The organism is Pseudomonas sp. S34 (assembly GCF_009866745.1).
GTDB classification, from domain to species: Bacteria; Pseudomonadota; Gammaproteobacteria; order Pseudomonadales; family Pseudomonadaceae; genus Aquipseudomonas; species Aquipseudomonas jessenii.
In genome coordinates this window covers 1,833,545-1,855,484 of record NZ_CP019398.1, presented here as the reverse complement: position 1 = coordinate 1,855,484, position 21,940 = coordinate 1,833,545, and the positions used below count along the sequence as shown (strand labels likewise).

The window sequence follows — 21,940 nt, the reverse complement described above, 5'->3', positions numbered from 1 at the left end:
CACAATCACTGCAACCTTCTCCGTATGCTTGCCATTCAAGAGCCAACGGAGCTGAAAGAAATGAACCTGATTCAGGAAAAATTTTCGTCCCTGTTCTCCAACTTCGAAGTCACCACCCATGCCCGGCCTGACGGTGGGATCCTGCTGACCCTGAGCGGCGGCGAAGGCAAGGTGTTCAAGCGCTCGATTTCCTATCAGCAATTGCACAATGGCGACCAACTGACGTGGGTCATCAGTGCGATTCGCCGCGACCTCGCCGAACAAGCCAGTGAACTGCCGCAGATTTCCATGCTGCAGAGCCAGCAACGGTTTGCCCTGCCGACCTATCACTCGCTGTAGAAAATGTGGGAGCGGGCTTGCTCGCGAAGAGGGAGTGTCAGTCAACATCAACGTTGAATGACACACCGCTTTCGCGAGCAAGCCCGCTCCCACAGGTTGTATGGCGTTTAGAAAGTAGAGGGATCGATCCGCGCAAAGCTGTCCACGGTGACATGCCCCGCCAGTTCCCCACCCTCGCGGGCCAGCCCGCAAGTGGCCATCCCCGCCGTGCGCGCCGCGTCGAGTTCTTCGACGATGTCCGACAGAAACAGAATCTGCCCCGCCTCAAGGTTGATCGCCTGGGTGATGTTGGCGTAGGACTGCGCCTCGCGCTTGGGGCCTGAAGTGGTATCGAAATAGCCGCTGAACAGTGGCGTCAGATCCCCCGCCTCTGAGCAGCCGAAGATCAACCGCTGGGCCTGGATCGAACCGGACGAGTAAACAAACAGTTGAAAGCCCTCCCGATGCCAGCGCTTGAGCGCTTCAACGGCGTCCGGGTACACGTGCCCCTTCAACTGCCCGGCCTGATAGCCCTGCTCCCAGACCATGCCCTGCAACGCTTTCAGCGGCGTGGCCTTGCGGTCTTCAGCGATCCAGCCCAACAGGATCTCGACGACCCGCTCGACGTCGGCGTCCGGTTCATTGCTGTCGCGGCGCACGGCAGCCAGTTGCTCCGCCACATCGGCGCGTTCGGCATGCTGACGGACAAACGCCGGCAAGTGTTTGGCGGCATAGGGGAACAGCACGTCGAACACAAAACTCACCGCGCTGGTGGTGCCTTCGATGTCGGTGAGAATCGCTTTGATCGGCATCGACTCAGTCCTCCAGGCGCGGGAATCGGCTGGCGATGTCTTCGCCTGTGAAATTGGCCACCCAACCTTCCGGGTTGTTGAACAGACGGATCGCGACGAAGTGCGGATGTTCGCCCATGTCGAACCAGTGTTTGGTTCCGGCCGGCACCGAGATCAGGTCGTTTTTCTCGCACAGCACCGCGTAGACGTAATCGTCGATGTGCAGGGTAAACAGGCCACGGCCGGCAACGAAAAATCGTACTTCATCTTCGCCGTGGCGATGTTCGTCGAGGAACTTGGCACGCAGTTCGGCTTTTTGCGGGTGATCGCTGTTGAGGCTGATCACGTCGACAGTGACGTAACCGCGCTCGGTCATCAGCTTGTCGATTTGCTCCCGGTAGGCGGCAATCACTTCGTCCTGAGTGGCGCCCGGCTGGATCTTCGCCGCGGCTTGCCAGCGGTCGAAGCGTACGCCCTGCTCGGCCAGGGTCGAGGCGATGTCTTCGAAATGGGTCAGCACCTTGTTGGGGATTTCAGGGCTGGAGACGTGATAGACGGACAGGCTGCTCATCAGGGCAACTCCTTAACGGTTCATGCTTTAAAGAGCGAGCGCATCTTCAACTCGCACTCGAACAAAAATTCAAAGGCCTCGATCTGCCGCAGGGCATCGCTCATGCGCGCGCCCCAGGTGTACAGGCCATGGCCACGGATCAGGTAGCCGACGCAATCGGGATGGGCGTCGAGCCAAGGCTGCACCTTGGCGGCCAGTCGCGCAATGTCCTGGTCGTTGTCGAAAATCGGCACCCGCACCCGGGATTCGTGGGTCGTCACACCGCTGAAGGCCTTTTGCAGTTCGTAGTCTTCGAACTCGATGAAGTCTTGCGGCGTCAGGCGCGACAGCACGGTGGCGTTCACGGAATGGGTGTGCAACACGGCACCGATCTCCGGGCGCCAGCTGTAGAGCTGGGTGTGCAACAGGGTTTCGGCGGACGGTTTCTTGCCCGGCTCCAGGCTGTTGCCGGACAGGTCGGTGGCCAACACGTCGTCCATGCCCAGTTGCCCCTTGTGCTTGCCGGACACGGTCAGCAAGGCTTCGCTCGGCGACAGGCGGGTCGAGTAATTGCTGCTGGTGGCCGGCGACCAGCCGCGGCCATACAGAAAACGCCCGGCGTCGATGATTTCCTGGGCGAGTTGTTCACGGGTAAGGCTCATGGCCTGTCCTCTTGCATACGTGTGGCAATGATAACGGCAGCCGCGACGGCTGCGAGACTGGCAATACTAAATGTCCATGCCGCGCCGAGGGCGTTCCAGCTGTAGCCGGAATACAACGCGCCCAACGCACCGCCGGTGCCGGCCAATGCAGCGTACAGCGCCTGGCCCTGGCCTTGCTGGCGCGCACCGAAGCTACGTTGCACGAATGAAATGGCAGCGGCGTGAAAGCTGCCGAACGTCGCCGCGTGCAGGATCTGGGCAAACAACAGTACCCAAAGAAACTCTGCCAGCGAACCCAGCAACAGCCAACGCAACGCCGCCAGCAGAAAGCTGGCCATCAGCACCCGGCGCAGTGAAAAGCGCGCGAAGATCCGGCTCATGGCCAAAAACATCAGGACTTCGGCGACCACGCCGACCGCCCAGAGCATGCCGATCACACCCCGGCTGTAACCCAGGCGCTCAAGGTGCAGGGTCAAGAACGTGTAATACGGTCCGTGGCTCATCTGCATCAGCGCCACGCAGCCGTAAAACGCCAAAACACCGGGGTTGCGCAGTTGCTTGAGGAATCCCTCCCCCGCCACCCGGTTGCCCGGGGCCGGTTGGGCATTGGGCACCCACAGACTGCTGAGCACGATGCCCACCATGATCAGCACCAGCGCCGCCGGATAGATGTCCAGGCTCAGCCATTCAAACAAACGGCCCAGCGCGACCACGGTGATGATGAAACCGATCGAGCCCCACAGGCGAATCTGGCTGTAGCGCGAGGTCTGGCTCTGCAAATGCGCCAGGGTGATGACTTCGAACTGCGGCAACACCGCATGCCAGAAGAACGCATGCAAGGCCATGACCATCGCCAGCCAGGCGTAGGTCTTGCTGACGAAGATCAGCGAAAAGGTCAGCAGCGTACACACCGCGCCGAAGCGCACGATGGCCAGTCGCCGACCGGTGTAGTCGCCCAGCCAGCCCCAGATGTTCGGCGCCACACAGCGCATCAGCATCGGGATCGCGACCAGCTCGCCGATGCGCGCGGCGCTGAACCCCAGGTGATCGAAGTACAGCGCCAGAAACGGCGCTGTCGAACCGAGCAAGGCAAAATAGAACAGATAGAAACTGGAGAGCCGCCAGTACGGGAGCGCCGCAGTCGCCATCAGACGGCTGCGACCATGATGCCAGCCATTTACAGCTGACCCAGCACCGGAGTGCTCACACGCACGTCGGCGTTTTGCCCACGATGGCGCAGCAGGTGATCCATCAGCACGATGGCCATCATCGCCTCGGCAATCGGCGTGGCGCGGATGCCCACGCACGGGTCGTGACGGCCCTTGGTGATCACTTCCACCGGGTTGCCATGGATGTCGATGGAACGGCCCGGCGTTGTGATGCTCGACGTCGGCTTCAGCGCCAGGTGCGCAACGATGGGCTGACCGGAGGAAATACCGCCGAGAATGCCGCCCGCGTTGTTGCTGAGGAAACCTTCCGGGGTCATTTCATCGCGATGCTCGGTGCCACGCTGGGCGACGCTGGCAAAACCGGCGCCGATTTCCACGCCCTTGACCGCGTTGATGCTCATCAGCGCATGGGCCAGCTCCGCGTCGAGGCGGTCGAAGATCGGCTCGCCCAGGCCCGGCATCACGCCTTCGGCGACCACGGTGATTTTCGCACCGACCGAATCCTGGTCGCGACGCAACTGGTCCATATAGGCCTCCAGCTCAGGCACTTTGTCCGGGTCCGGGCTGAAGAAGGCGTTCTGCTCGACCGAATCCCAGGTCTTGAACGGGATTTCAATCGGCCCCAACTGGCTCATGTAGCCGCGAATGACGATGCCCTGGCTGGCCAGGTATTTTTTTGCAATCGCACCGGCCGCGACGCGCATCGCGGTTTCACGGGCCGAGCTGCGACCGCCGCCGCGATAATCGCGCTCGCCGTACTTGTGGTGGTAGGTGTAATCGGCGTGGGCCGGGCGGAACAGGTCCTTGATCGCCGAGTAGTCCTTGGACTTCTGGTCGGTGTTGCGGATCAACAGGCCGATGGCGCAACCGGTGGTGCGGCCTTCGAACACGCCGGAGAGGATTTCGACTTCGTCGGCTTCCTGGCGTTGGGTGGTGTGGCGGCTGGTGCCGGGCTTGCGGCGGTCCAGGTCACGCTGCAGATCCTCCAGGGAAATCTCCAGCCCCGGCGGGCAGCCATCGACAATGGCGACCAACGCCGGGCCATGGCTTTCGCCCGCGGTGGTGACAGTGAACAGCTTGCCGTAGGTATTGCCGGACATGCAGGACGCTCCGTGAAATGAACCTGAATACGTAATGCGCGCCAGTATACGCAGGCTACCCAAGTAGTTCATCCTCGAACCTTACGGGTGCCCGTGAGTCCAACCGGCATCTTCTTGATAATGGCGCGATGATGCTGCGAGTTCTAGCCTTGAGCCTTACCCTGATTTCCGGCTTCGCCCAGGCGACTGTCCTGCAACGACCGATCACATTGGATACGGGCACCGGCGAGCTTTTCGGCTCGCTGTTGCTGCCAAAATCCGACAATCGAGTGCCGGTTGTCCTGATCATTTCAGGCTCCGGCCCTACGGATCGTGACGGAAACAACGCCGACGGCGGGCGCAATGACAGCCTCAAGCGCCTGGCCTGGGTGCTGGCCAAACACAACATCGCCAGCGTGCGTTACGACAAGCGTGGCGTGGCCGCGAGCCTGGCGGCGACCCCGGATGAACGCAATCTGACGGTGGAAGCTTATGTGGCCGATGCCCAAGCCTGGGGCCGGAAACTCAAGACCGATCCGCGTTTTGGCCAGTTGATCGTGCTGGGTCACAGCGAAGGCGCCCTGATCGCCAGCCTCGCTGCGCCGGATATCGATGCCGACGCGGTGATTTCTGTCTCCGGCAGCGCAAGACCGGTGGATCAGGTCATTCGCGAGCAACTGGGCAATCGCCTGCCTCAACCGCTGATGCTGCGCAGCAATCAATTGCTCGACAGCCTCAAGGCCGGAAAAACCGACGACAATGTGCCGCCACCCTTGCAGGTGATTTTCCGTCCGAGCGTGCAGCCTTACCTGATTTCCCTGTTCCGCCAGGACCCGGCCGCGGCATTTGCGAAGTTGAAAATGCCAGCACTGATCATCCAGGGCAGCAACGACATCCAGGTCGGTGTCAATGACGCAAGGCTGCTCAAGGCTGCCAAACCGGACGCCGAACTGGCGCTGATCGAGGGCATGAACCACGTCATGCGCATCGTGCCCAACGACGTCAAACGCCAACTGGCCTCCTATAAGGACCCGCAGCTGCCCCTGGCGGCGGAACTGGGCACACGAATCCTCGGTTTTATTGAAGGACTTCGCGCCAGTTAACCTCCAGTCTTGAAAAAAACGGCCGATAAGCCTTTGTCGCCAACACATTGGTTGGCGACAAGCTGAGCTTGGACAGGATCTCGCCGTTATGACTGACACCCAGACTTCACCCGACACCAGCGCTGAAAAAGACGTGCCGCCAGCGGTCGAGCTGCCCTGGGCGGACGTCCACGTCGAGCACCACAAGATGCTCCGTCTGGCGCCCCTGCAGACTGACCGCAACACAGGCGGACGCCCATTGCGCTTTGTCGAGTTAGGCTATGCCGAACGCAATGACAAGACGCACAGCCTGATGCGCATGAGCATCACCCTGCCCGGCCAGCGCGTACGCAAGGAACAGAATCATCTGGACGTGTGGGTCGATCACGCCGAAAAACGCGTGCATTTCGGTCCGGAAAGCGGACTGCAGATTGAACCGCTGAACCGTGGCATTGGTCGCTACATGGCGGCCCAGGGCATCAATTGGGCGAAAAAGCGCTGGCCGACCTACACCGTCGACGGCTTCGACCTGAACAACAAGGATGCACTGAACGAAGACACCCGCCTGCGCCGCGATCATTTTTTGCGCGTGCACGGTTTCGACGTGGTGTATGCCGATGCCCAGCATTTGAAAGGCAGCGTCAAGCCGGTCAAGGTCGGCGACCTCTCTGGCGACTGGAACAGCGAAAAACTGCAGGTCGTGGAAATCCTCGAAGCGGCGCAGATGCTCCAGCAAGCCGAACAGAACCTGGCCGAGCAGGAAGTCAAACTCAAGAAACACGAAGAAAAAGTCAGCAAGTACAAACGCGAAGACGCCGGACTGCGATTCACCATCACCTGCCTGGTGGCGTTTGCGGTGTTTCAGGCGGGGTTGTTGATCTGGATTGCCACGCATCGTTGAAGGCTTGAGACCGCGGCGCATTCATTGTAGGAGCGAGCTTGCTCGCGATGGACGTTAACGATGACGCGTGTATTCCGAATAAACACGTCGCCCTTACGTCCATCGCGAGCGAGCTCGCTCCTACAAGGTCAGACGCGAGAAGCGAACAACGCCTGATGCTCACGACACTGCTGCGCGCTGAGCATGAACACACCATGGCCGCCACGCTCGAACTCCAGCCAGGCGAAGTCGACTTCCGGGTACAACGCCTCGACGTGCACCTGGCTGTTGCCCACTTCGACAATCAGCAAGCCCTTCTCGGTCAGGTGATCCGCCGCCTCGGCAAGCATGCGCCGCACCAGGTTCAAACCGTCATCACCGCAGGCCAGGCCCAGTTCCGGTTCGTGCTGGTACTCGTCCGGCATGTCGGCGAAATCTTCCGCATCGACGTAGGGCGGGTTCGACACGATCAGGTCGAAACGTTGACCCGGCAAGCCCTCGAAACCGTCGCCCTGCACCGTGTACACACGCTCATCGACACCATGGCGCTCGATGTTCTGATTGGCCACTTCCAGCGCTTCGAACGACAGGTCCGCCAACACCACCTCGGCATGCTGGAACTCGTAGGCGCAGGCGATGCCGATGCAACCGGAACCGGTGCACAGGTCGAGAATCCGCGCCGGCTCGGTAGCCAGCCAGGGGGTAAAACGGTTTTCGATCAACTCGCCAATGGGGGAGCGCGGGATCAGCACACGCTCATCGACGATGAACGACATGCCACAGAACCAGGCCTCGCCCAGCAGATACGCGGTAGGCACCCGATCTTCGATGCGGCGCTTGAGCAAAAGCTGCAGGTGAACCACTTCGTCTTCTTCCAGATTGCAGTCGAGGTAGCTGTCGGATATTTCCCACGGCAGGTGCAACGCGCCCAACACCAATTGCCGGGCTTCGTCCCAGGCGTTGTCAGTGCCATGGCCGAAAAAAAGATCCTCCCCATGGAAGCGGCTGACGGCCCAACGGATATGGTCACGCAGGGTACGAAGGCGGGAAGTGATCACGACGGCAAACTCCAGAAAAATCGACGGGGGATTCTACCAGTCAAACGACTTCACGACGACGCGGGAAACTACCGATTCAAATGTAGGAGTTATCCATTTTTTCGCTAGGCTATTGAACAAAACGTGACTATTGACAAGGCTACAGGCCAGCAACGACGGCACCTACGATCGTAGCGATTCACAGAACCGCTCAGCCAGAGGACAATGGCGCAAAAGCCCCACTCCAAGGAGCCCCAGAATGTCTGTTCCAAAAACGATGTTTCAACTCAGCGGCCGCGGTTATGCAGCGGCCAATCTGAGCCATGCCACCCTGGTCATCATCGATGCCCAGAAAGAATACCTCAGCGGTCCCCTGGCCCTGAGCGGCATGGATGAAGCTGTCGCGAACATCAAGCAACTGCTCGCCGCTGCCCGCGCCGCCGGCCGGCCGATCGTGCATGTCCGCCACCTCGGTACCCTCGGCGGGCTGTTCAACCCACAGGGCGTAGGCGGTGAGTTCATTCCGGGCCTGGAGCCACAGAGCGATGAAACCGTCATCGGCAAATTGTTGCCAAGCGCTTTTCACGGCACCGAACTGGCACAACGCCTGGAAGACCTCGGCGCCCTTGACCTGATCGTCTGCGGCTTCATGAGCCACTCCAGCGTCAGCACCACGGTGCGTGCGGCCAAGAACCTGGGCTTCCGCTGCACCCTGGTGGAAGACGCCTGCGCCACCCGCGACCTGCCTTACAAGGGCGGCGTGCTCAGTGCCGCACACGTCCATCAGACGGAAATGGCGATCATGGGCGACAACTTCGCCACCCTCGCGCTGACCCGCGAACTGATCTGATCGACGCTCAATGAGCGGCCCGGAACGCCGCTCATCCGCAAAAGCCTCCCATTTGCCGTAATTGTCTTAGCCTCAGGAACATCCCGGTCAACTCCCGGTCGAAGGGCCGATACCCATTGAGGAAGGTCGGAATGAAGTTATCCGATGGTTTTGACGCTCGCCGCTTGCGGCCCAAAGGCCAAAGCAACTGGCGTTTTCGAATCGGCGCGACGTTCGCGGCGTTGCTGGCGATGTGCGGCGTGTTGCTCGCCATGGCCGGTGCCGCCAGCCTGCTCGGCCACGCACCCGCCCTGGGTGAATTGAACACAAGCCGCACCGGTGCTGCCGTGATCCTGGCCATCGGCCTGTTCGTGCTGTACCTCGGTGTCTGGCTATGGCGCCGTTGCCGGCGTCGCTCGCGGCAGTCGCGGGAGCTGGCCATGTCCCCGCACCTGATGAAAAAACACGACTGAGCCTGGCATCGCGCGCGTTTTTGTCGCGCCCGATTCGCTTCGAGTTGGGTAAACTGGCCGCCCTTCGCGGAGGCTGACATGCAAGACGACGATTTTTCCCTGTTCAAAAGCGCGATCCAAGGCGTCAAGCCGATCAAGCACGATCGCGCCGAAACCGGCAAACCCAAGGCTGACCGCGCGCAGATTGCCAAACTGCGTCAAGCGGCCACCGTGCGCACCGAATCCACCACCGTCGACGGGCTGTCCGATCAGTTCGTCATCGACGTCGGCCCTGAAGACGAGCTGATGTGGGCCCGCGATGGCGTGCAGGAAGGCCAGATGCGCAAGCTCAAGGTCGGGCAGATTCCTTTCGAAGGCAGCCTCGACCTGCACGGCATGAGCGTGGAAAAGGCCCGGGAAACCCTCTGGGCATTTTTGGCTGAAGCCACCAAATTCGAAATCCGCTGCGTGCGCGTCACCCATGGCAAGGCTGTTCGCCTGGACGGCAAGCGGCCGATGATCAAAAGCCACGTCAACACTTGGCTGCGCCAGCATCCACAGGTACTCGGCTTCACCTCGTGCCAGGCGAAACATGGTGGTGCCGGCGCGGTTTATGTGATGCTCAAACGCACCATGATGGAAGGTCGTGACGAGTAAAGCTGACGCGTCACGCTTGCAGCGTCGTGTCCGTCACCGTACCCTTGCCCTTTGCGTAAAATCCCACAGGTAGTTTCATGTCCCTGGAACAGAATTACACGGCGATCCTCGGCCAGCTCGGCGAGGACGTTTCCCGCGAAGGCCTGCTCGACACGCCAAAACGTGCCGCCAAAGCCATGCAGTACCTCTGCCGCGGCTATGAACAGACACTGGAAGAGGTCACCAACGGTGCCCTGTTCAGCTCCGACAACAGCGAAATGGTGCTGGTCAAGGACATCGAGTTGTACTCGTTGTGCGAACACCACCTGCTGCCGTTCATCGGCAAGGCTCACGTTGCCTACATCCCGAGCGGCAAGGTCCTGGGCCTGTCGAAAGTGGCGCGGATCGTCGACATGTACGCCCGCCGCCTGCAGATCCAGGAAAACCTCAGCCGCCAGATCGCCGATGCGGTCCAGCAGGTCACCGGCGCCCTGGGCGTTGCGGTGGTGATCGAGGCCAAGCACATGTGCATGATGATGCGCGGTGTGGAAAAGCAGAATTCGACGATGATCACCTCGGTGATGCTCGGTGAGTTCCGCGAGAACGCCGCCACCCGCAGCGAATTCCTCAGCCTCATCAAGTAATTCGCGGCACGAAGAAAACCGGCGTTCATCGCCGGTTTTTTTTCGCCTGCAAAAAATCAGGTAAGCTGCGCGCCCTTATTCGTTTGCACCGTGAGGCTTTCAACGTGTTCGTAAAAGCGCTTCGTGTCGGCCTTGGCCAACTGATCATCTTCATCGACTTCATCACCCGCCCAGGCAAGAAGCAGCGCCCGGCGGAAGTTCAGGCACAGGTCAATTCGGCTGCCAAGGGCCTGACGCTGTATCAATTCCACGCCTGCCCGTTCTGCGTGAAGACTCGCCGTACCCTGCGCCGCCTGAATGTGCCGGTGGCCCTTCGCGACGCGAAGAACAACGAACAGGATCGCCAGACCTTGCTGGAGCAAGGCGGCAAGATCAAGGTGCCGTGCCTGCGCATTGAAGAGAATGGCCAGACCACCTGGATGTACGAGTCCAAGGTAATCATTGATTATCTGGACAAGCGTTTTGCGGCGGCCTGATGTTTTTGTGGTGATCTGACTGACGCCTTCGCGAGCAAGCCCGCTCCCACAGTTGACCGCATTTCCCTGTGGGAGCGGGCTTGCTCGCGAAGAGGCCGGCACAGGCACCATAAATTCAGACAAAAATAAACCGGTCCATGCGCCGGTTTATTTGTTTCTAGGCTGCTTTTGCGGCCTGGGCAGCACGCACCACCGCCGCCAACCGCTTGAGCCCCTCATCCAGCCGCGCCGGATCAATGTGGCTGAAGTTCAATCGCAGATACCCCGGATGGTTGTCCGGCTCGGGGAAGAACGGCTCCCCCGGCATGAACGCCACGTCGTTGGCCAGCGCGGCATTCAGCAAGGTGCGGGTGTCTTGCGGCTGCTTGAGTTTCAACCAGAAGAACAGCCCGCCCTGCGGCACGTTCCAGTCCGCCAGATCGGAGAAGTGCGTTTCCAGCGCAGCCTGAAACGCATCCCGACGCCCCCGATAAAAATCGCGCAACTCACTACGGTGTTGCTGATATTTCTCGGTGCCGATCCATTGCAGCGCCTGCCACTGGCCGACCCGATTGGTGTGCAAATCCGCCGATTGCTTGAGTTTCAACAGATGTGGAAACAGGTCCGGGCTGGCGATCAAGTAGCCGACACGCAAACCCGGCAACAGGGTTTTCGACACGGTCCCGGTATAGATCCAGCTGGCCTTCTTCAAGCGACTGACAATCGGCGTGGCGCTGCCACCGTCGAAGGTCAGCTCGCGGTAAGGCTCATCCTCAATCAGCGTCACGCCAAACTCATCGAGCAATGCCGCCACCGCGTTGCGTTTGGCTTCGCTGTAACGCACCGCCGATGGATTCTGGAAGGTCGGGATCAGGTAGATGAAAGCCGGGCGGTGTTGTTCCAGGCGAGCGCGTAGCGCCGTCAAGTTCGGTCCGTCAGCCTCCAGCGGCACGGTCAGGCAGTCGGCGCCGAACAGCTGGAAAATCTGCAATGCCGCCAGATAAGTCGGCGCTTCGAGCAGGATTTCGGTGCCCTTGTCGATGTACAGCTTGGCGGCCAGGTCGAGGGTCTGCTGTGAGCCGCTGACCACCAGTACCTGGCTTGCCTCACATGGCACTCCCAACGCTCGCGCCTCGGCGGCCAGCGCTTCGCGCAACGCCGGTTCGCCCTCGCTCATGCCGTATTGGCCCATGGAAACCGGCATCTCGGTCCACTCGACCTTCGGCAACATGGTTTCGGCCGGCAAGCCGCCGGCAAACGACATCACCTGCGGACGTTGGGCCGCAGCGAGGATTTCACGGATCAAAGAACTTTTAAGGCGTGAGACACGTTCGGAAAAAGCCATGGGGATCACCGGTAGCGAGGCATGTGAAAAATGAGTCAAACTTGTTGACCGAAATTACGCCTCCCCGAACGGATACGTCAATATGCTTGACCTTAAAAACCCGCTTTCCCAGCAGCAAGCCATGGAAGCGTTTTTCTTCGGCTACCAGGCCTTCACCGCCAAGGCCGATGAAATGCTCGAACGTCGCGGCCTGAGTCGGGTGCATCAGCGCATCGTGTTTTTCATCGCCCGCTATCCGAACCTGAGTGTCAAGGAACTGCTGGCTTTACTCGGTGTGAGCAAGCAGGCGTTGAACATGCCGTTGCGTCAGTTGGTCGAGATGCATCTGGTGGACAGCGTCGCGTCCGAGTCGGACAAGCGTAAGCGGCTGCTGGAACTGACCGATGACGGCGCTCGTTTCGAACAGTCGTTGCGCCGTGAGCAGGTGAAATTGCTGGAGCGGGTGTTTGCCGAGGCCGGGGAGACAGCGGTGAATGGGTGGTTGACGGTGAACCTGGCGTTGGGAAAAGGCCAGTTGTCGGCAGACTGAGTATTCAATCTGCTGGATTTGCAGTGGCTGAACCGATGCCTTCGCGAGCAAGCCCGCTCCCACAGGTGACCGCATTCCCCTGTGGGAGCGGGCTTGCTCGCGAAGGGGCCAGAACAGGCGATATATCCCTATTGCCAAACTTTTCGTCTACAAAACCAAAAACATTATTTGCTTTCTTTGTATACAAAAGCATAATCCACTTCGTGCGAGTTCCTGACCAAGAGGTCAACAAATTCGCAAGTACCTCAAAGGGCCGCTGCCACCCCTCTCGGATCCGGCCCTGGAAATAAAAATAAAACTCTTGAGGAGTACTCGCTGTGGAAAGCCGCAAATCCGAAGCACCGACGCTGGAAATCTCGCCGCCATTACGCAATGGCTTGCTGGAACGTCTGTTCAAACTCAGCTTGCACGGCACCACGGTGAAGACCGAGCTGATTGCCGGTCTGACAACCTTCATCACCATGGCTTACATCATTTTCGTCAACCCCAACATCATGGCCGACGCCGGGATCGATCACGGGGCGGCGTTCGTCGCCACCTGTATCGCCGCGGCACTCGGTTGCCTGTTGATGGGCCTGTACGCCAACTGGCCGGTCGGCCTGGCACCAGGCATGGGGCTGAACGCCTTCTTCACCTACACCGTGGTTGGCACCATGGGCTACAACTGGGAAACCGCCCTCGGCGCGGTGTTTGTGTCCGGTGTGTTGTTCATGATCCTGACCTTCTCGCGGATCCGCGAATGGCTGCTCAACAGCATCCCGGTCAGCCTGCGCTTCGCCATGGGCGCCGGCGTGGGTCTGTTCCTGGGGCTGATCGGCCTGAAAACCGCAGGTATCGTCGTCGATAGCCCGGCGACCCTGATCAAGCTCGGCTCCCTGCGCGAACCCGGTCCGCTGCTCGCCGCCGTGTGCTTCCTGATGATCGCCATCCTCAGCTATCACAAGGTGTTCGGCGCGATCCTCATCAGCATCATCACCGTGACCCTCGCTGGCTGGGGCCTTGGGCTGGTGCACTACGAGGGCATCATGTCCGCCCCACCGAGCCTGGCTCCGACCTGGATGGCCATGAACGTTGTAGGTGTATTCAACATCAGCATGGTCAGCGTGGTCCTGGCCTTCCTCTTCGTGCACATGTTCGACACCGCAGGCACCCTGATGGGCGTTGCCCAGCGTGCCAACCTGGTGGGCGCTGATGGCAGGATTGAAAACCTCTCCCGCGCCATGAAAGCCGACAGTGCTTCCAGCGTATTCGGTGCGGTAGTCGGCGTTCCTCCGGTCACCAGCTACGTGGAAAGTGCTGCCGGTGTTGCAGCGGGTGGTCGGACTGGTCTTACCGCAGTGACCGTAGGTGTGCTATTTATTGCAGCCATGTTCTTCGCACCGCTGGCCGGGATGATTCCTGCCTATGCAACCGCGGGCGCGCTGATTTATGTAGCGATGCTGATGATGGGCGGCATGGCCCACATCGAATGGGACGAAGCCACCGACAGCATTCCGGCAATTGTCACCGCCATCATGATGCCGCTGACTTTCTCGGTCGCCGACGGCATCGCGCTGGGCTTCATCACCTACGTGGCGATGAAGGCCGGTACCGGCAAGTACAAGGAAATTTCGGTGAGCCTGTGGGTGCTCTGCGCGATCTTCATCGCCAAGTTCATCTTCTTGTAAACCACACGCGGTACACGCTTGAAAACAGCCTCACCCCGTCGGGTGGGGCTTTTGTGCAAATGGAGGAAAGTGATGAGTCTGGAAACCTGGCTGCTGTTCAGCGGCGCTGCGCTGATAGTGATCCTGATCCCGGGGCCGCTGTCGTTGCTGATGATCAGCAACAGTCTGAATTACGGCCTGCGCCGCTCTTACCCGGCCTTTCTCGGCGGCGTGTCGGCATCGATCTGCCTGCTGAGTGCTTCGGCGCTGGGTCTGGGGGCGTTGTTGCTGGCGTCGGAACAGCTGTTCAGTGCCCTGAAGATTCTTGGCGCCCTTTACCTGTTCTACCTCGCCTGGCAGAGCTGGCAGCAATCGCGCCTGCCTTCCCATGGCGCTGAAGTGCCACAGGCCGCGCCGGTGCCACGCTTTCGCGCACTGTTCGGGCGTGCGTTCATGCTGGGCGCAAGCAATCCGAAAGATATCCTGTTCTTCGCCGCTTTCCTGCCGCAGTTCTTGAGTGCCGAACAGCCGTTCCTCCCACAACTGCTGGTGATGATCGTGACCTGGACCGTGCTCGACCTGCTGTGCAAATTGGCCTACGGCCTCGGCGCCCATGGTGCGGCACGGTATCTGCGCAGCGGCAAGGGCCAGAGCTGGTTCAACCGGATCAGTGCGGGGCTGTTCAGTGGTGCGGGGGCTGCATCGTTGTTGAGCCGATAACAGTTGTAGGAGCGAGCTTGCTCGCGATGGACGTTAACGATGACGCGGGCCATCTGAATGCCCGCGTTGTCTGGGCCTCCATCGCGAGCAATCGAGCGTCGACCGGCTGCTCCTACAGAAGACGAAAAAAAGCCCGCAGTGTGAGCGGGCGAAAGACCAAAGAAGCTATATGCGCAGTCGCTTCCAGGTTGCAGCAGCTGCCTGGGGGATCAGCTGCCGCGATAGGTGGAGTAGCTGTAAGGCGAAATCAACAACGGCACATGGTAGTGATCCTGCTCGGCGGAGATGCCAAAACGCAGCACCACCACATCAAGGAATGCAGGCTCCGGCAGCTGAACGCCACGGGCGCGGTAGTAATCGCCGGCATGAAACTGAACCTGATAGACCCCGGTGCGGTAGTCATCGCCTTGCAGCAGCGGTGCATCGACACGGCCATCGCTGTTGGTTATCGCGCTGGCGACCAATTCCAGGTGCGATCCTTCAACGCGGTACAACTCGACCTTGATCGAGCTGCCCGGGCAACCGTGTGCTGCGTCCAAAACGTGTGTAGTCAAACGTCCCATTGATTCTGCGCGCCTGCCTGCGTGGAGCAGTCAGACTTCGCGCCTCCCGAAGTCAGTTGAAAAGGAGACCGCACCGATTCGGAGCACGAAAAGCTGCGGCGAGCGACTGATTAAGACACTTTTCAAAAAAATTGTACACAATAAAAACGACATTTTTCGTATGACGTCCGCCATCTGCATATTTACCGCCGATTTCCCGCCAAACCGCACAGTCTATGAACCCTTCAATCAATAATTGACCAGTCAGGCAGATTTCTTGCAGGCTCACGCCAATAGCAGTAAAAGATGACAGTCGGTGAAAAATGCGAAAAATCAGGCTTACAAAGTGAATATAAAGTTGTATACAATCAGCCCATCGCTGTGACGCAAGCCCGCCATCCCATTTTCAGCTGCGTCACACCAACCGTCATCATCGAATAAGAAGGAAGCCTGCAGTGAGCGCTGACTACCCACGCGACCTGGTCGGTTACGGCAGTAACCCTCCTCACCCCCACTGGCCGGGCAATGCCCGTATTGCCCTGTCGTTCGTACTCAATTACGAAGAAGGCGGCGAGCGCAACATCCTGCACGGCGACAAAGAATCCGAAGCGTTCCTCTCGGAGATGGTTTCAGCCCAGCCGCTGCAAGGCGCGCGCAACATGAGCATGGAATCCCTCTACGAGTATGGCAGCCGTGCCGGCGTGTGGCGGATCCTGAAGCTGTTCAAGGAATTCGACATTCCACTGACCATCTTCGCCGTGGCCATGGCCGCCCAGCGTCACCCGGACGTGATCCGCGCCATGGTCGATGCCGGCCACGAGATCTGCAGCCATGGCTATCGCTGGATCGACTACCAGTACATGGACGAAGCCCAGGAACGCGAGCACATGCTCGAAGCGATCCGCATCCTTACCGAAATCACAGGCACTCGCCCGCTGGGCTGGTACACCGGCCGCACGGGCCCGAACACCCGTCGCCTGGTGATGGAAGAAGGTGGTTTCCTCTACGACTGCGACACCTACGACGACGACCTGCCCTACTGGGAACCGAACAACCCGACCGGCAAGCCGCACCTGGTGATCCCGTATACCCTGGACACCAACGACATGCGCTTCACCCAGGTCCAGGGTTTCAACAAGGGCGACGACTTCTTCGAATACCTGAAAGATGCGTTCGACGTGCTCTACGCCGAAGGCGCCGAGGCTCCGAAGATGCTGTCGATCGGTCTGCACTGCCGCCTGATCGGCCGTCCGGCGCGTCTGGCTTCACTCAAGCGCTTTATCGAATACGCTAAAAGTCATGAACAGGTGTGGTTCAGCCGTCGCGTCGACATCGCGCGTCACTGGCAAGAAACCCACCCGTACACAGGGGCTGCCAAATGAGCACCTTTCAAACCGTCAAACCTTCGGCCCTGAGCCGCGACGCCTTCGTCGCCGCTTTCGCCGACATCTACGAACATTCGCCATGGGTGGCCGAGAAGGCCTACGACCTGGGCCTGGATGCCTCGATCGATGAGATCGAAACCCTGCACCAGCGCATGAGCGACATCCTGTTGAGCGCCGATCACACCAGTCAGCTGGCATTGATCAACGCTCACCCGGACCTGGCCGGCAAAGCCGCCGTCCAGGGCCAACTTACCGAAGCCAGCACTAATGAACAGGCTGGCGCCGGTATTCACCAATGCACGGCCGAAGAGTTTTCTCGCTTCACCGAGCTGAACGACGCCTACAAAGCCAAGTTCAAGTTTCCCTTCATCATGGCGGTAAAAGGCAGCAACCGGCATCAGATCCTCGCAGCGTTCGAAACGCGCATCCACAACCCGGTCGACACCGAGTTCAAGTGCGCGCTGGCGGAGATCAACAAGATCGCCCTGTTCCGATTACTGACCCTATAGCAAGCCTGGCCCCAGCGGATTCAAGAACGCCGAAACCGCCCGGGGGCCTGGCAAGTATCCCAAGCCACTTATTTAAAGGCAGACAAGAAGAATGAAAGCTTACGCCGTACCTTTCGAGAAGTTCGTCAACCTGGCCGATGCCCGCCTGGGCACCAAAATCATCTCGGTCACCGATGACTGGTTCGCAGACGCCAACCGTCTGTTCCAACCGACCCCGGCCGTATGGAAGGAGGGCGTGTTCGATGACAACGGCAAGTGGATGGACGGCTGGGAATCGCGCCGCAAGCGCTTCGAAGGCTTCGACAGCGCAGTGATCCGCCTGGGCGTACCGGGTTCGATCAAGGGCGTCGACATCGACACTTCATTCTTCACCGGCAACTTCCCGCCATCGGCGTCCCTGGAAGCCTGCTTCCTGACCGAAGGCGAGCCGAACGAAAACACCCAGTGGGTTGAAGTGCTGTCGGCCGTCGAGCTGCAAGGCAACAGCCACCACTACCACGAAATCAACAACGACCAGGCCTTCAGCCACCTGCGCTTCAACATCTACCCGGATGGCGGCGTGGCCCGTCTGCGCGTGTACGGCGTGCCGTTCCGTGACTGGTCGGCTACCGGCGACAACGAGCAAGTCGACCTGGCTGCGGCCCTTAACGGTGGTCGCGCCCTCGCCTGCTCCGATGAACACTTCGGTCGCATGAGCAACATCCTCAACCCGGGCCGTGGCATCAACATGGGCGATGGCTGGGAAACCGCGCGTCGTCGTACCCCGGGCAATGACTGGGTCATCGTCGCGCTGGGTCATGCCGGCGAAGTCGAGAAAGTCATCGTCGACACCCTGCACTTCAAAGGCAACTACCCGGACAGCTGCTCGATCCAGGGCGCGTTCGTGAAGGGCGGTACCGACAGCCAGATCGAAACCCAGTCGCTGTTCTGGCGCGAACTGCTGCCAAGCCAGAAGCTGGAAATGCACGCCGAACACACCTTCGCCGAGCAGATCAAGGCACTGGGCCCGATCACCCACATCCGTCTGAACGTGTTCCCGGATGGTGGTGTGAGCCGCCTGCGCGTTTTGGGCAAGGTCGCTAAATAAGCGGTGGGACCAATCGCGAGCAAGCTCGCTCCCACAGGTTTTGTGAACGCCACAGTCCACTGTGGGAGCGAGCTTGCTCGCGATGGCGATAGAACTAACAACACAGAATTCGGATAAGAACAGCATGCGCACACTGACGATTGAACCGCTGACCAAAGAAGCCTTCGCCCCTTTCGGTGACGTGATCGAAACCGACGGCAGCGATCACTTCATGATCAACAACGGTTCGACCATGCGCTTCCATAAACTGGCTGTGGTCGAAACCGCCACGCCAGAGGACAACGCGATCATCAGCATCTTCCGCGCCGATGCGCAGGACATGCCGCTGACCGTCAGCATGCTGGAGCGCCATCCGCTGGGCAGCCAGGCTTTCATTCCGCTGCTCGGCAACCCCTTTCTGATCGTGGTCGCGCCACTTGGCGATGAACCTGTATCAGGCTTGGTCCGCGCCTTCGTCACCAACGGCAGGCAGGGCATTAATTACCATCGCGGCGTCTGGCACCACCCGGTGCTGACGATCGAAAAGCGGGATGACTTCCTGGTGGTTGATCGCAGTGGCACAGGCAATAACTGCGATGAGCATTTTTTCAAAGAGGATGAGCGTTTGATCCTCGCCCCCCACCAATAAGAGAAGGTCCGATCACTCGACAACAGAGTGACGGGCGAGAGGTAAAGACTGTGGAAGCACATCTGTTGGAATGGCTGAACCTGAGCGTGCGCTGGGTTCACATGATTACTGGCGTGGCCTGGATCGGTGCGTCGTTCTACTTCGTCTGGCTGGAAAACAACCTCAATCGGGTCAATCCGAAAAGCGGTCTGGCCGGTGATTTGTGGGCGATCCACGGCGGCGGTATCTATCACCTGGAAAAATACAAACTGGCTCCACCGACCATGCCGGACAACCTGCACTGGTTCAAATGGGAAGCCTACTTCACCTGGATGTCGGGTATCGCGCTGCTGTGCGTGGTATTCTACTCCAACCCGACGCTCTACCTGCTGGCTCCGGGCAGCACCCTGAGCGGTCCTGAAGGCGTGGCCATCGGCCTCGGCTCGCTGTTCATCGGTTGGTTCATCTACTCCTTCCTGTGCGACTCGGCCCTGGGCAAACGCCCTGCCCTGTTGGGTTTCATCCTGTTCGTGCTGATCATTGGCGCTGCCTACGGCTTCAGCAAAGTGTTCAGCGGTCGGGGTGCGTACCTTCACGTCGGCGCGATCATCGGCACCATCATGGTCGGCAACGTGTTCCGCATCATCATGCCGGCACAGCGCGCACTGGTTGCGGCGATTGCCGAGAACCGCACGCCGGATCCGGCGCTGCCGGCCAAAGGCCTGTTGCGTTCGCGTCACAACAACTACTTCACCTTGCCGGTGCTGTTCATCATGATCAGCAACCACTTCCCGAGCACCTACGGCAGCCAGTACAACTGGTTGATCCTGGCCGGGATCGCGGTACTGGCGGTGTTGGTGCGTCACTACTTCAACACCCGTCACGACAGCCACAAGTTTGCCTGGACCCTGCCAGTGGCAGCGGTAGGCATGATCTGCCTGGCTTATGTGTCCGGTCCGAAGCCGATGTCCAGCGCCCCTGAAGTGGCGAACGCTCCAGCGAAAATCGAATACCAGCCGCTGCCGGAAACCGCAGTGGGCGGTGGTTTGAAACCTGCTGAAGCCAAACCTGCACAAGCACCTGCTGCCGCTCCGGCTCAGGCATCCAATGCTGGCCCGGGTTTCGACAAGGTGCACAGCGTGATTCAGGAACGTTGCACGGTTTGCCACTCGGCCAAGCCAACCAGCCCGTTGTTCAGCGCGGCACCGGCCGGTGTGATGCTGGACACTCCCGAGCAGATCCGCCAGAACGCACCGCGGATTCAGGCGCAAGCCGTCACCAGCCAGATCATGCCACTGGGCAACATCACCCAGATGACCCAGCAGGAACGTGACCTGATCGGTGCCTGGATTGTGCAGGGAGCCCAGACCAATTAATCGCTAAAAGCATCGCGGGCAAGCTCGCTCCCACAGGTTTTGCATGGCCTGTGTGGGAGCTGGCTTGCCTGCGATTGGCCGCAACGCGGTCCACCAGATTCGAATACAGCTGCCAGCAGCACTGCAGCTGTAAATCACAAGAATAAAAAGATCCGAGGTGTTGCATGTCCGAGCTATCCGAAGCGCGCATCCCCGACGCACCCGCCATTCAGCGTTTGCCCCTCTTGCAACTGATCCTGGTCGGTTTGCAACATGTTCTGCTGATGTACGGTGGTGCCATCGCGGTACCGCTGATCATCGGACAGGCCGCTGGCCTGAGTCGTGAAGAAATCGCCTTCCTGATCAACGCCGACCTGCTGGTGGCGGGTATCGCCACCATCGTCCAGTCCCTCGGCATCGGCCCCATGGGCATTCGCATGCCGGTGATGATGGGCGCCAGTTTCGCCGCCGTCGGCAGCATGGTCGCCATGGCCGGCATGCCCGGTATCGGCCTGCAAGGGATCTTCGGCGCGACCATCGCCGCCGGGTTCTTCGGCATGATCATCGCCCCGTTCATGTCCAAAGTCGTACGCTTCTTCCCGCCGCTGGTGACCGGCACAGTCATCACCTCGATCGGTTTGTCGCTGTTCCCCGTGGCTGTGAACTGGGCCGGCGGCGGTGCCGGCGCCACTCAATTCGGTTCACCGATTTACCTGACCATCGCCGCACTGGTACTGGGCACCATCTTGCTGGTGCATCGCTTCATGCGCGGTTTCTGGGTCAATATTTCCGTGCTGATCGGCATGTGCCTGGGCTATGTGCTCTGCGGCCTGCTCGGCATGGTCGACCTCAGTGGCATGGCTCAGGCTCCATGGCTGCAATTCGTCACTCCGCTGCACTTCGGCATGCCCAAATTCGAACTCGCGCCGATCCTGTCGATGTGCCTGGTGGTAGTGATCATCTTCGTCGAGTCCACCGGGATGTTCCTGGCGCTGGGCAAGATCACCGGCCAGGAAGTCTGTCCACGGATGCTGCGTCGAGGCTTGTTGTGCGATGCCGGCGCTTCGTTCTTCGCCGGTTTCTTCAACACCTTCACCCACTCCTCCTTCGCCCAGAATATCGGCCTGGTACAGATGACCGGCGTGCGTTGCCGTTCGGTGACCATCGTTGCCGGCGGGTTGCTGATCGTCTTGAGCCTGCTGCCCAAAGCCGCGTTTTTGGTGGCGTCGATTCCTCCGGCAGTACTGGGCGGCGCAGCGATTGCGATGTTCGGCATGGTCGCCGCCACCGGAATCAAGATTCTCCAGGAGGCCGACATCGGTGACCGTCGCAACCAGTTACTGGTGGCGGTGAGCATCGGCATGGGCCTGATCCCGGTTGTACGCCCGGAGTTTTTCGCCCACCTGCCCGTGTGGATGAGCCCGATCACCCACAGCGGCATCGCCATGGCCACCCTCAGCGCGCTGACGCTGAACCTGCTGTTCAACATCCTTGGTGGCGCCGAACGCGCGGCCATCAACGACTGCCACGCTCACACGCATTAACCCGGAAACACACGCCCCCTGTAGGAGCGAGCCTGCTCGCGATGAACCCGAGAACACCGCGTTTATCCAGATAACACGCGTAATCGT

25 protein-coding genes are annotated in these 21,940 nt (G+C 60.0%); 17 read left to right on the top strand and 8 right to left on the bottom strand.

The window, feature by feature from the left end:
• The first annotated feature begins 60 nt into the window (after positions 1-60).
• Positions 61-339, top strand: a complete 279-nt coding sequence (locus tag PspS34_RS08240; RefSeq protein WP_057715744.1) for a DUF3509 domain-containing protein — start codon at positions 61-63, stop codon at positions 337-339.
• A 107-nt stretch (positions 340-446) separates the two neighbouring features.
• Here the strand turns inward: PspS34_RS08240 and mtnC are convergent, their stop codons facing one another.
• The 5 genes from mtnC to aroC are packed head-to-tail and all read right to left on the bottom strand — an operon-like array spanning position 447 to position 4,590.
• The gene (mtnC, locus tag PspS34_RS08235) at positions 447-1,130 is read right to left on the bottom strand and encodes an acireductone synthase (protein ID WP_159389552.1); all 684 of its coding nucleotides are present in this window, start codon (positions 1,128-1,130) and stop codon (positions 447-449) included.
• A 4-nt stretch (positions 1,131-1,134) separates the two neighbouring features.
• Positions 1,135-1,680 carry an acireductone dioxygenase gene (locus PspS34_RS08230; RefSeq protein WP_159389551.1) on the bottom strand — a complete coding sequence of 182 codons (546 nt, stop codon included), beginning with the start codon at positions 1,678-1,680 and terminating at the stop codon, positions 1,135-1,137.
• A 20-nt stretch (positions 1,681-1,700) separates the two neighbouring features.
• Positions 1,701-2,321: a methylthioribulose 1-phosphate dehydratase gene (locus tag PspS34_RS08225; RefSeq protein ID WP_057715747.1), complete on the bottom strand. Its 621-nt coding sequence runs from the start codon at positions 2,319-2,321 to the stop codon at positions 1,701-1,703.
• Positions 2,318-3,469: an MFS transporter gene (locus PspS34_RS08220; RefSeq protein ID WP_090453989.1), complete on the bottom strand. Its 1,152-nt coding sequence runs from the start codon at positions 3,467-3,469 to the stop codon at positions 2,318-2,320. The genes PspS34_RS08225 and PspS34_RS08220 overlap by 4 nt, the downstream gene beginning before the upstream one ends.
• Before the next feature lie 29 nt (positions 3,470-3,498).
• Entirely contained in the window at positions 3,499-4,590 is a 1,092-nt protein-coding gene (gene aroC, locus PspS34_RS08215) for a chorismate synthase (protein WP_057715749.1), read from the bottom strand.
• 128 nt (positions 4,591-4,718) lie between these two features.
• On the opposite strand from aroC, the gene PspS34_RS08210 reads away from it, so the two are divergent.
• Positions 4,719-5,672 carry an alpha/beta fold hydrolase gene (locus PspS34_RS08210; protein ID WP_159389550.1) on the top strand — a complete coding sequence of 318 codons (954 nt, stop codon included), beginning with the start codon at positions 4,719-4,721 and terminating at the stop codon, positions 5,670-5,672.
• Positions 5,673-5,760: 88 nt separating this feature from the next.
• A complete protein-coding gene (locus PspS34_RS08205) occupies positions 5,761-6,552 on the top strand; it encodes a hypothetical protein (protein WP_159389549.1) in 792 nt (263 codons plus the stop codon).
• Positions 6,553-6,680: 128 nt separating this feature from the next.
• On the opposite strand, the gene prmB is transcribed toward PspS34_RS08205, so the two are convergent.
• Positions 6,681-7,589 carry a 50S ribosomal protein L3 N(5)-glutamine methyltransferase gene (gene prmB, locus PspS34_RS08200; RefSeq protein WP_057715752.1) on the bottom strand — a complete coding sequence of 303 codons (909 nt, stop codon included), beginning with the start codon at positions 7,587-7,589 and terminating at the stop codon, positions 6,681-6,683.
• 238 nt (positions 7,590-7,827) lie between these two features.
• Between prmB and PspS34_RS08195 the strand changes: the two genes are divergently transcribed.
• The 5 genes from PspS34_RS08195 (at position 7,828) to PspS34_RS08175 (ending at position 10,605) form a co-directional block, all read left to right on the top strand.
• The gene (locus PspS34_RS08195) at positions 7,828-8,418 is read left to right on the top strand and encodes a cysteine hydrolase family protein (protein ID WP_056721821.1); all 591 of its coding nucleotides are present in this window, start codon (positions 7,828-7,830) and stop codon (positions 8,416-8,418) included.
• A gap of 131 nt (positions 8,419-8,549) precedes the next feature.
• The gene (locus PspS34_RS08190; RefSeq protein ID WP_008048404.1) at positions 8,550-8,870 is read left to right on the top strand and encodes a hypothetical protein; all 321 of its coding nucleotides are present in this window, start codon (positions 8,550-8,552) and stop codon (positions 8,868-8,870) included.
• A 78-nt stretch (positions 8,871-8,948) separates the two neighbouring features.
• The gene (locus PspS34_RS08185; protein WP_159389548.1) at positions 8,949-9,506 is read left to right on the top strand and encodes a Smr/MutS family protein; all 558 of its coding nucleotides are present in this window, start codon (positions 8,949-8,951) and stop codon (positions 9,504-9,506) included.
• A 77-nt stretch (positions 9,507-9,583) separates the two neighbouring features.
• Positions 9,584-10,129 carry a GTP cyclohydrolase I FolE gene (gene folE / locus PspS34_RS08180; RefSeq protein WP_007988130.1) on the top strand — a complete coding sequence of 182 codons (546 nt, stop codon included), beginning with the start codon at positions 9,584-9,586 and terminating at the stop codon, positions 10,127-10,129.
• Between the two features lie 104 nt (positions 10,130-10,233).
• On the top strand, positions 10,234-10,605 hold the full coding sequence (locus PspS34_RS08175) for a glutathione S-transferase N-terminal domain-containing protein (RefSeq protein WP_046042961.1): 372 nt from the start codon (positions 10,234-10,236) through the stop codon (positions 10,603-10,605).
• Positions 10,606-10,762: 157 nt separating this feature from the next.
• On the opposite strand, the gene PspS34_RS08170 is transcribed toward PspS34_RS08175, so the two are convergent.
• Complete coding sequence (locus tag PspS34_RS08170; RefSeq protein WP_150812348.1) at positions 10,763-11,929, bottom strand: PLP-dependent aminotransferase family protein; 1,167 nt, start codon at positions 11,927-11,929, stop codon at positions 10,763-10,765.
• Between the two features lie 82 nt (positions 11,930-12,011).
• Between PspS34_RS08170 and PspS34_RS08165 the strand changes: the two genes are divergently transcribed.
• From PspS34_RS08165 to PspS34_RS08155, 3 genes are all read left to right on the top strand, one after another.
• Positions 12,012-12,458, top strand: coding sequence for a MarR family transcriptional regulator (locus tag PspS34_RS08165; protein WP_102671808.1), 447 nt, complete (start codon positions 12,012-12,014; stop codon positions 12,456-12,458).
• Between the two features lie 317 nt (positions 12,459-12,775).
• Positions 12,776-14,125 carry an NCS2 family permease gene (locus PspS34_RS08160; RefSeq protein ID WP_057715756.1) on the top strand — a complete coding sequence of 450 codons (1,350 nt, stop codon included), beginning with the start codon at positions 12,776-12,778 and terminating at the stop codon, positions 14,123-14,125.
• A 72-nt stretch (positions 14,126-14,197) separates the two neighbouring features.
• Complete coding sequence (locus PspS34_RS08155; RefSeq protein ID WP_150812347.1) at positions 14,198-14,824, top strand: LysE family translocator; 627 nt, start codon at positions 14,198-14,200, stop codon at positions 14,822-14,824.
• A 209-nt stretch (positions 14,825-15,033) separates the two neighbouring features.
• Here the strand turns inward: PspS34_RS08155 and uraH are convergent, their stop codons facing one another.
• A complete protein-coding gene (gene uraH, locus PspS34_RS08150; RefSeq protein WP_003223171.1) occupies positions 15,034-15,387 on the bottom strand; it encodes a hydroxyisourate hydrolase in 354 nt (117 codons plus the stop codon).
• A 434-nt stretch (positions 15,388-15,821) separates the two neighbouring features.
• Here uraH and puuE point away from each other — a divergent pair, with 434 nt between their 5' ends.
• The 6 genes from puuE to PspS34_RS08120 all read left to right on the top strand — a co-directional run bounded on the left by puuE (position 15,822) and on the right by PspS34_RS08120 (position 21,853).
• Entirely contained in the window at positions 15,822-16,748 is a 927-nt protein-coding gene (gene puuE, locus PspS34_RS08145) for an allantoinase PuuE (protein ID WP_057715758.1), read from the top strand.
• Complete coding sequence (gene uraD / locus PspS34_RS08140) at positions 16,745-17,260, top strand: 2-oxo-4-hydroxy-4-carboxy-5-ureidoimidazoline decarboxylase (RefSeq protein WP_159389547.1); 516 nt, start codon at positions 16,745-16,747, stop codon at positions 17,258-17,260. Before puuE ends, uraD begins: the two co-directional genes overlap by 4 nt.
• A 91-nt stretch (positions 17,261-17,351) precedes the next feature.
• Positions 17,352-18,347, top strand: coding sequence for an allantoicase (gene alc, locus PspS34_RS08135; RefSeq protein WP_057715760.1), 996 nt, complete (start codon positions 17,352-17,354; stop codon positions 18,345-18,347).
• Positions 18,348-18,471: 124 nt separating this feature from the next.
• The gene (locus PspS34_RS08130; protein ID WP_085723223.1) at positions 18,472-18,975 is read left to right on the top strand and encodes an ureidoglycolate lyase; all 504 of its coding nucleotides are present in this window, start codon (positions 18,472-18,474) and stop codon (positions 18,973-18,975) included.
• A gap of 50 nt (positions 18,976-19,025) precedes the next feature.
• Positions 19,026-20,330, top strand: coding sequence for a urate hydroxylase PuuD (locus PspS34_RS08125; RefSeq protein WP_057715761.1), 1,305 nt, complete (start codon positions 19,026-19,028; stop codon positions 20,328-20,330).
• Between the two features lie 164 nt (positions 20,331-20,494).
• Positions 20,495-21,853 carry a nucleobase:cation symporter-2 family protein gene (locus PspS34_RS08120; protein WP_159389546.1) on the top strand — a complete coding sequence of 453 codons (1,359 nt, stop codon included), beginning with the start codon at positions 20,495-20,497 and terminating at the stop codon, positions 21,851-21,853.
• The last annotated feature ends 87 nt before the right edge of the window (positions 21,854-21,940 follow it).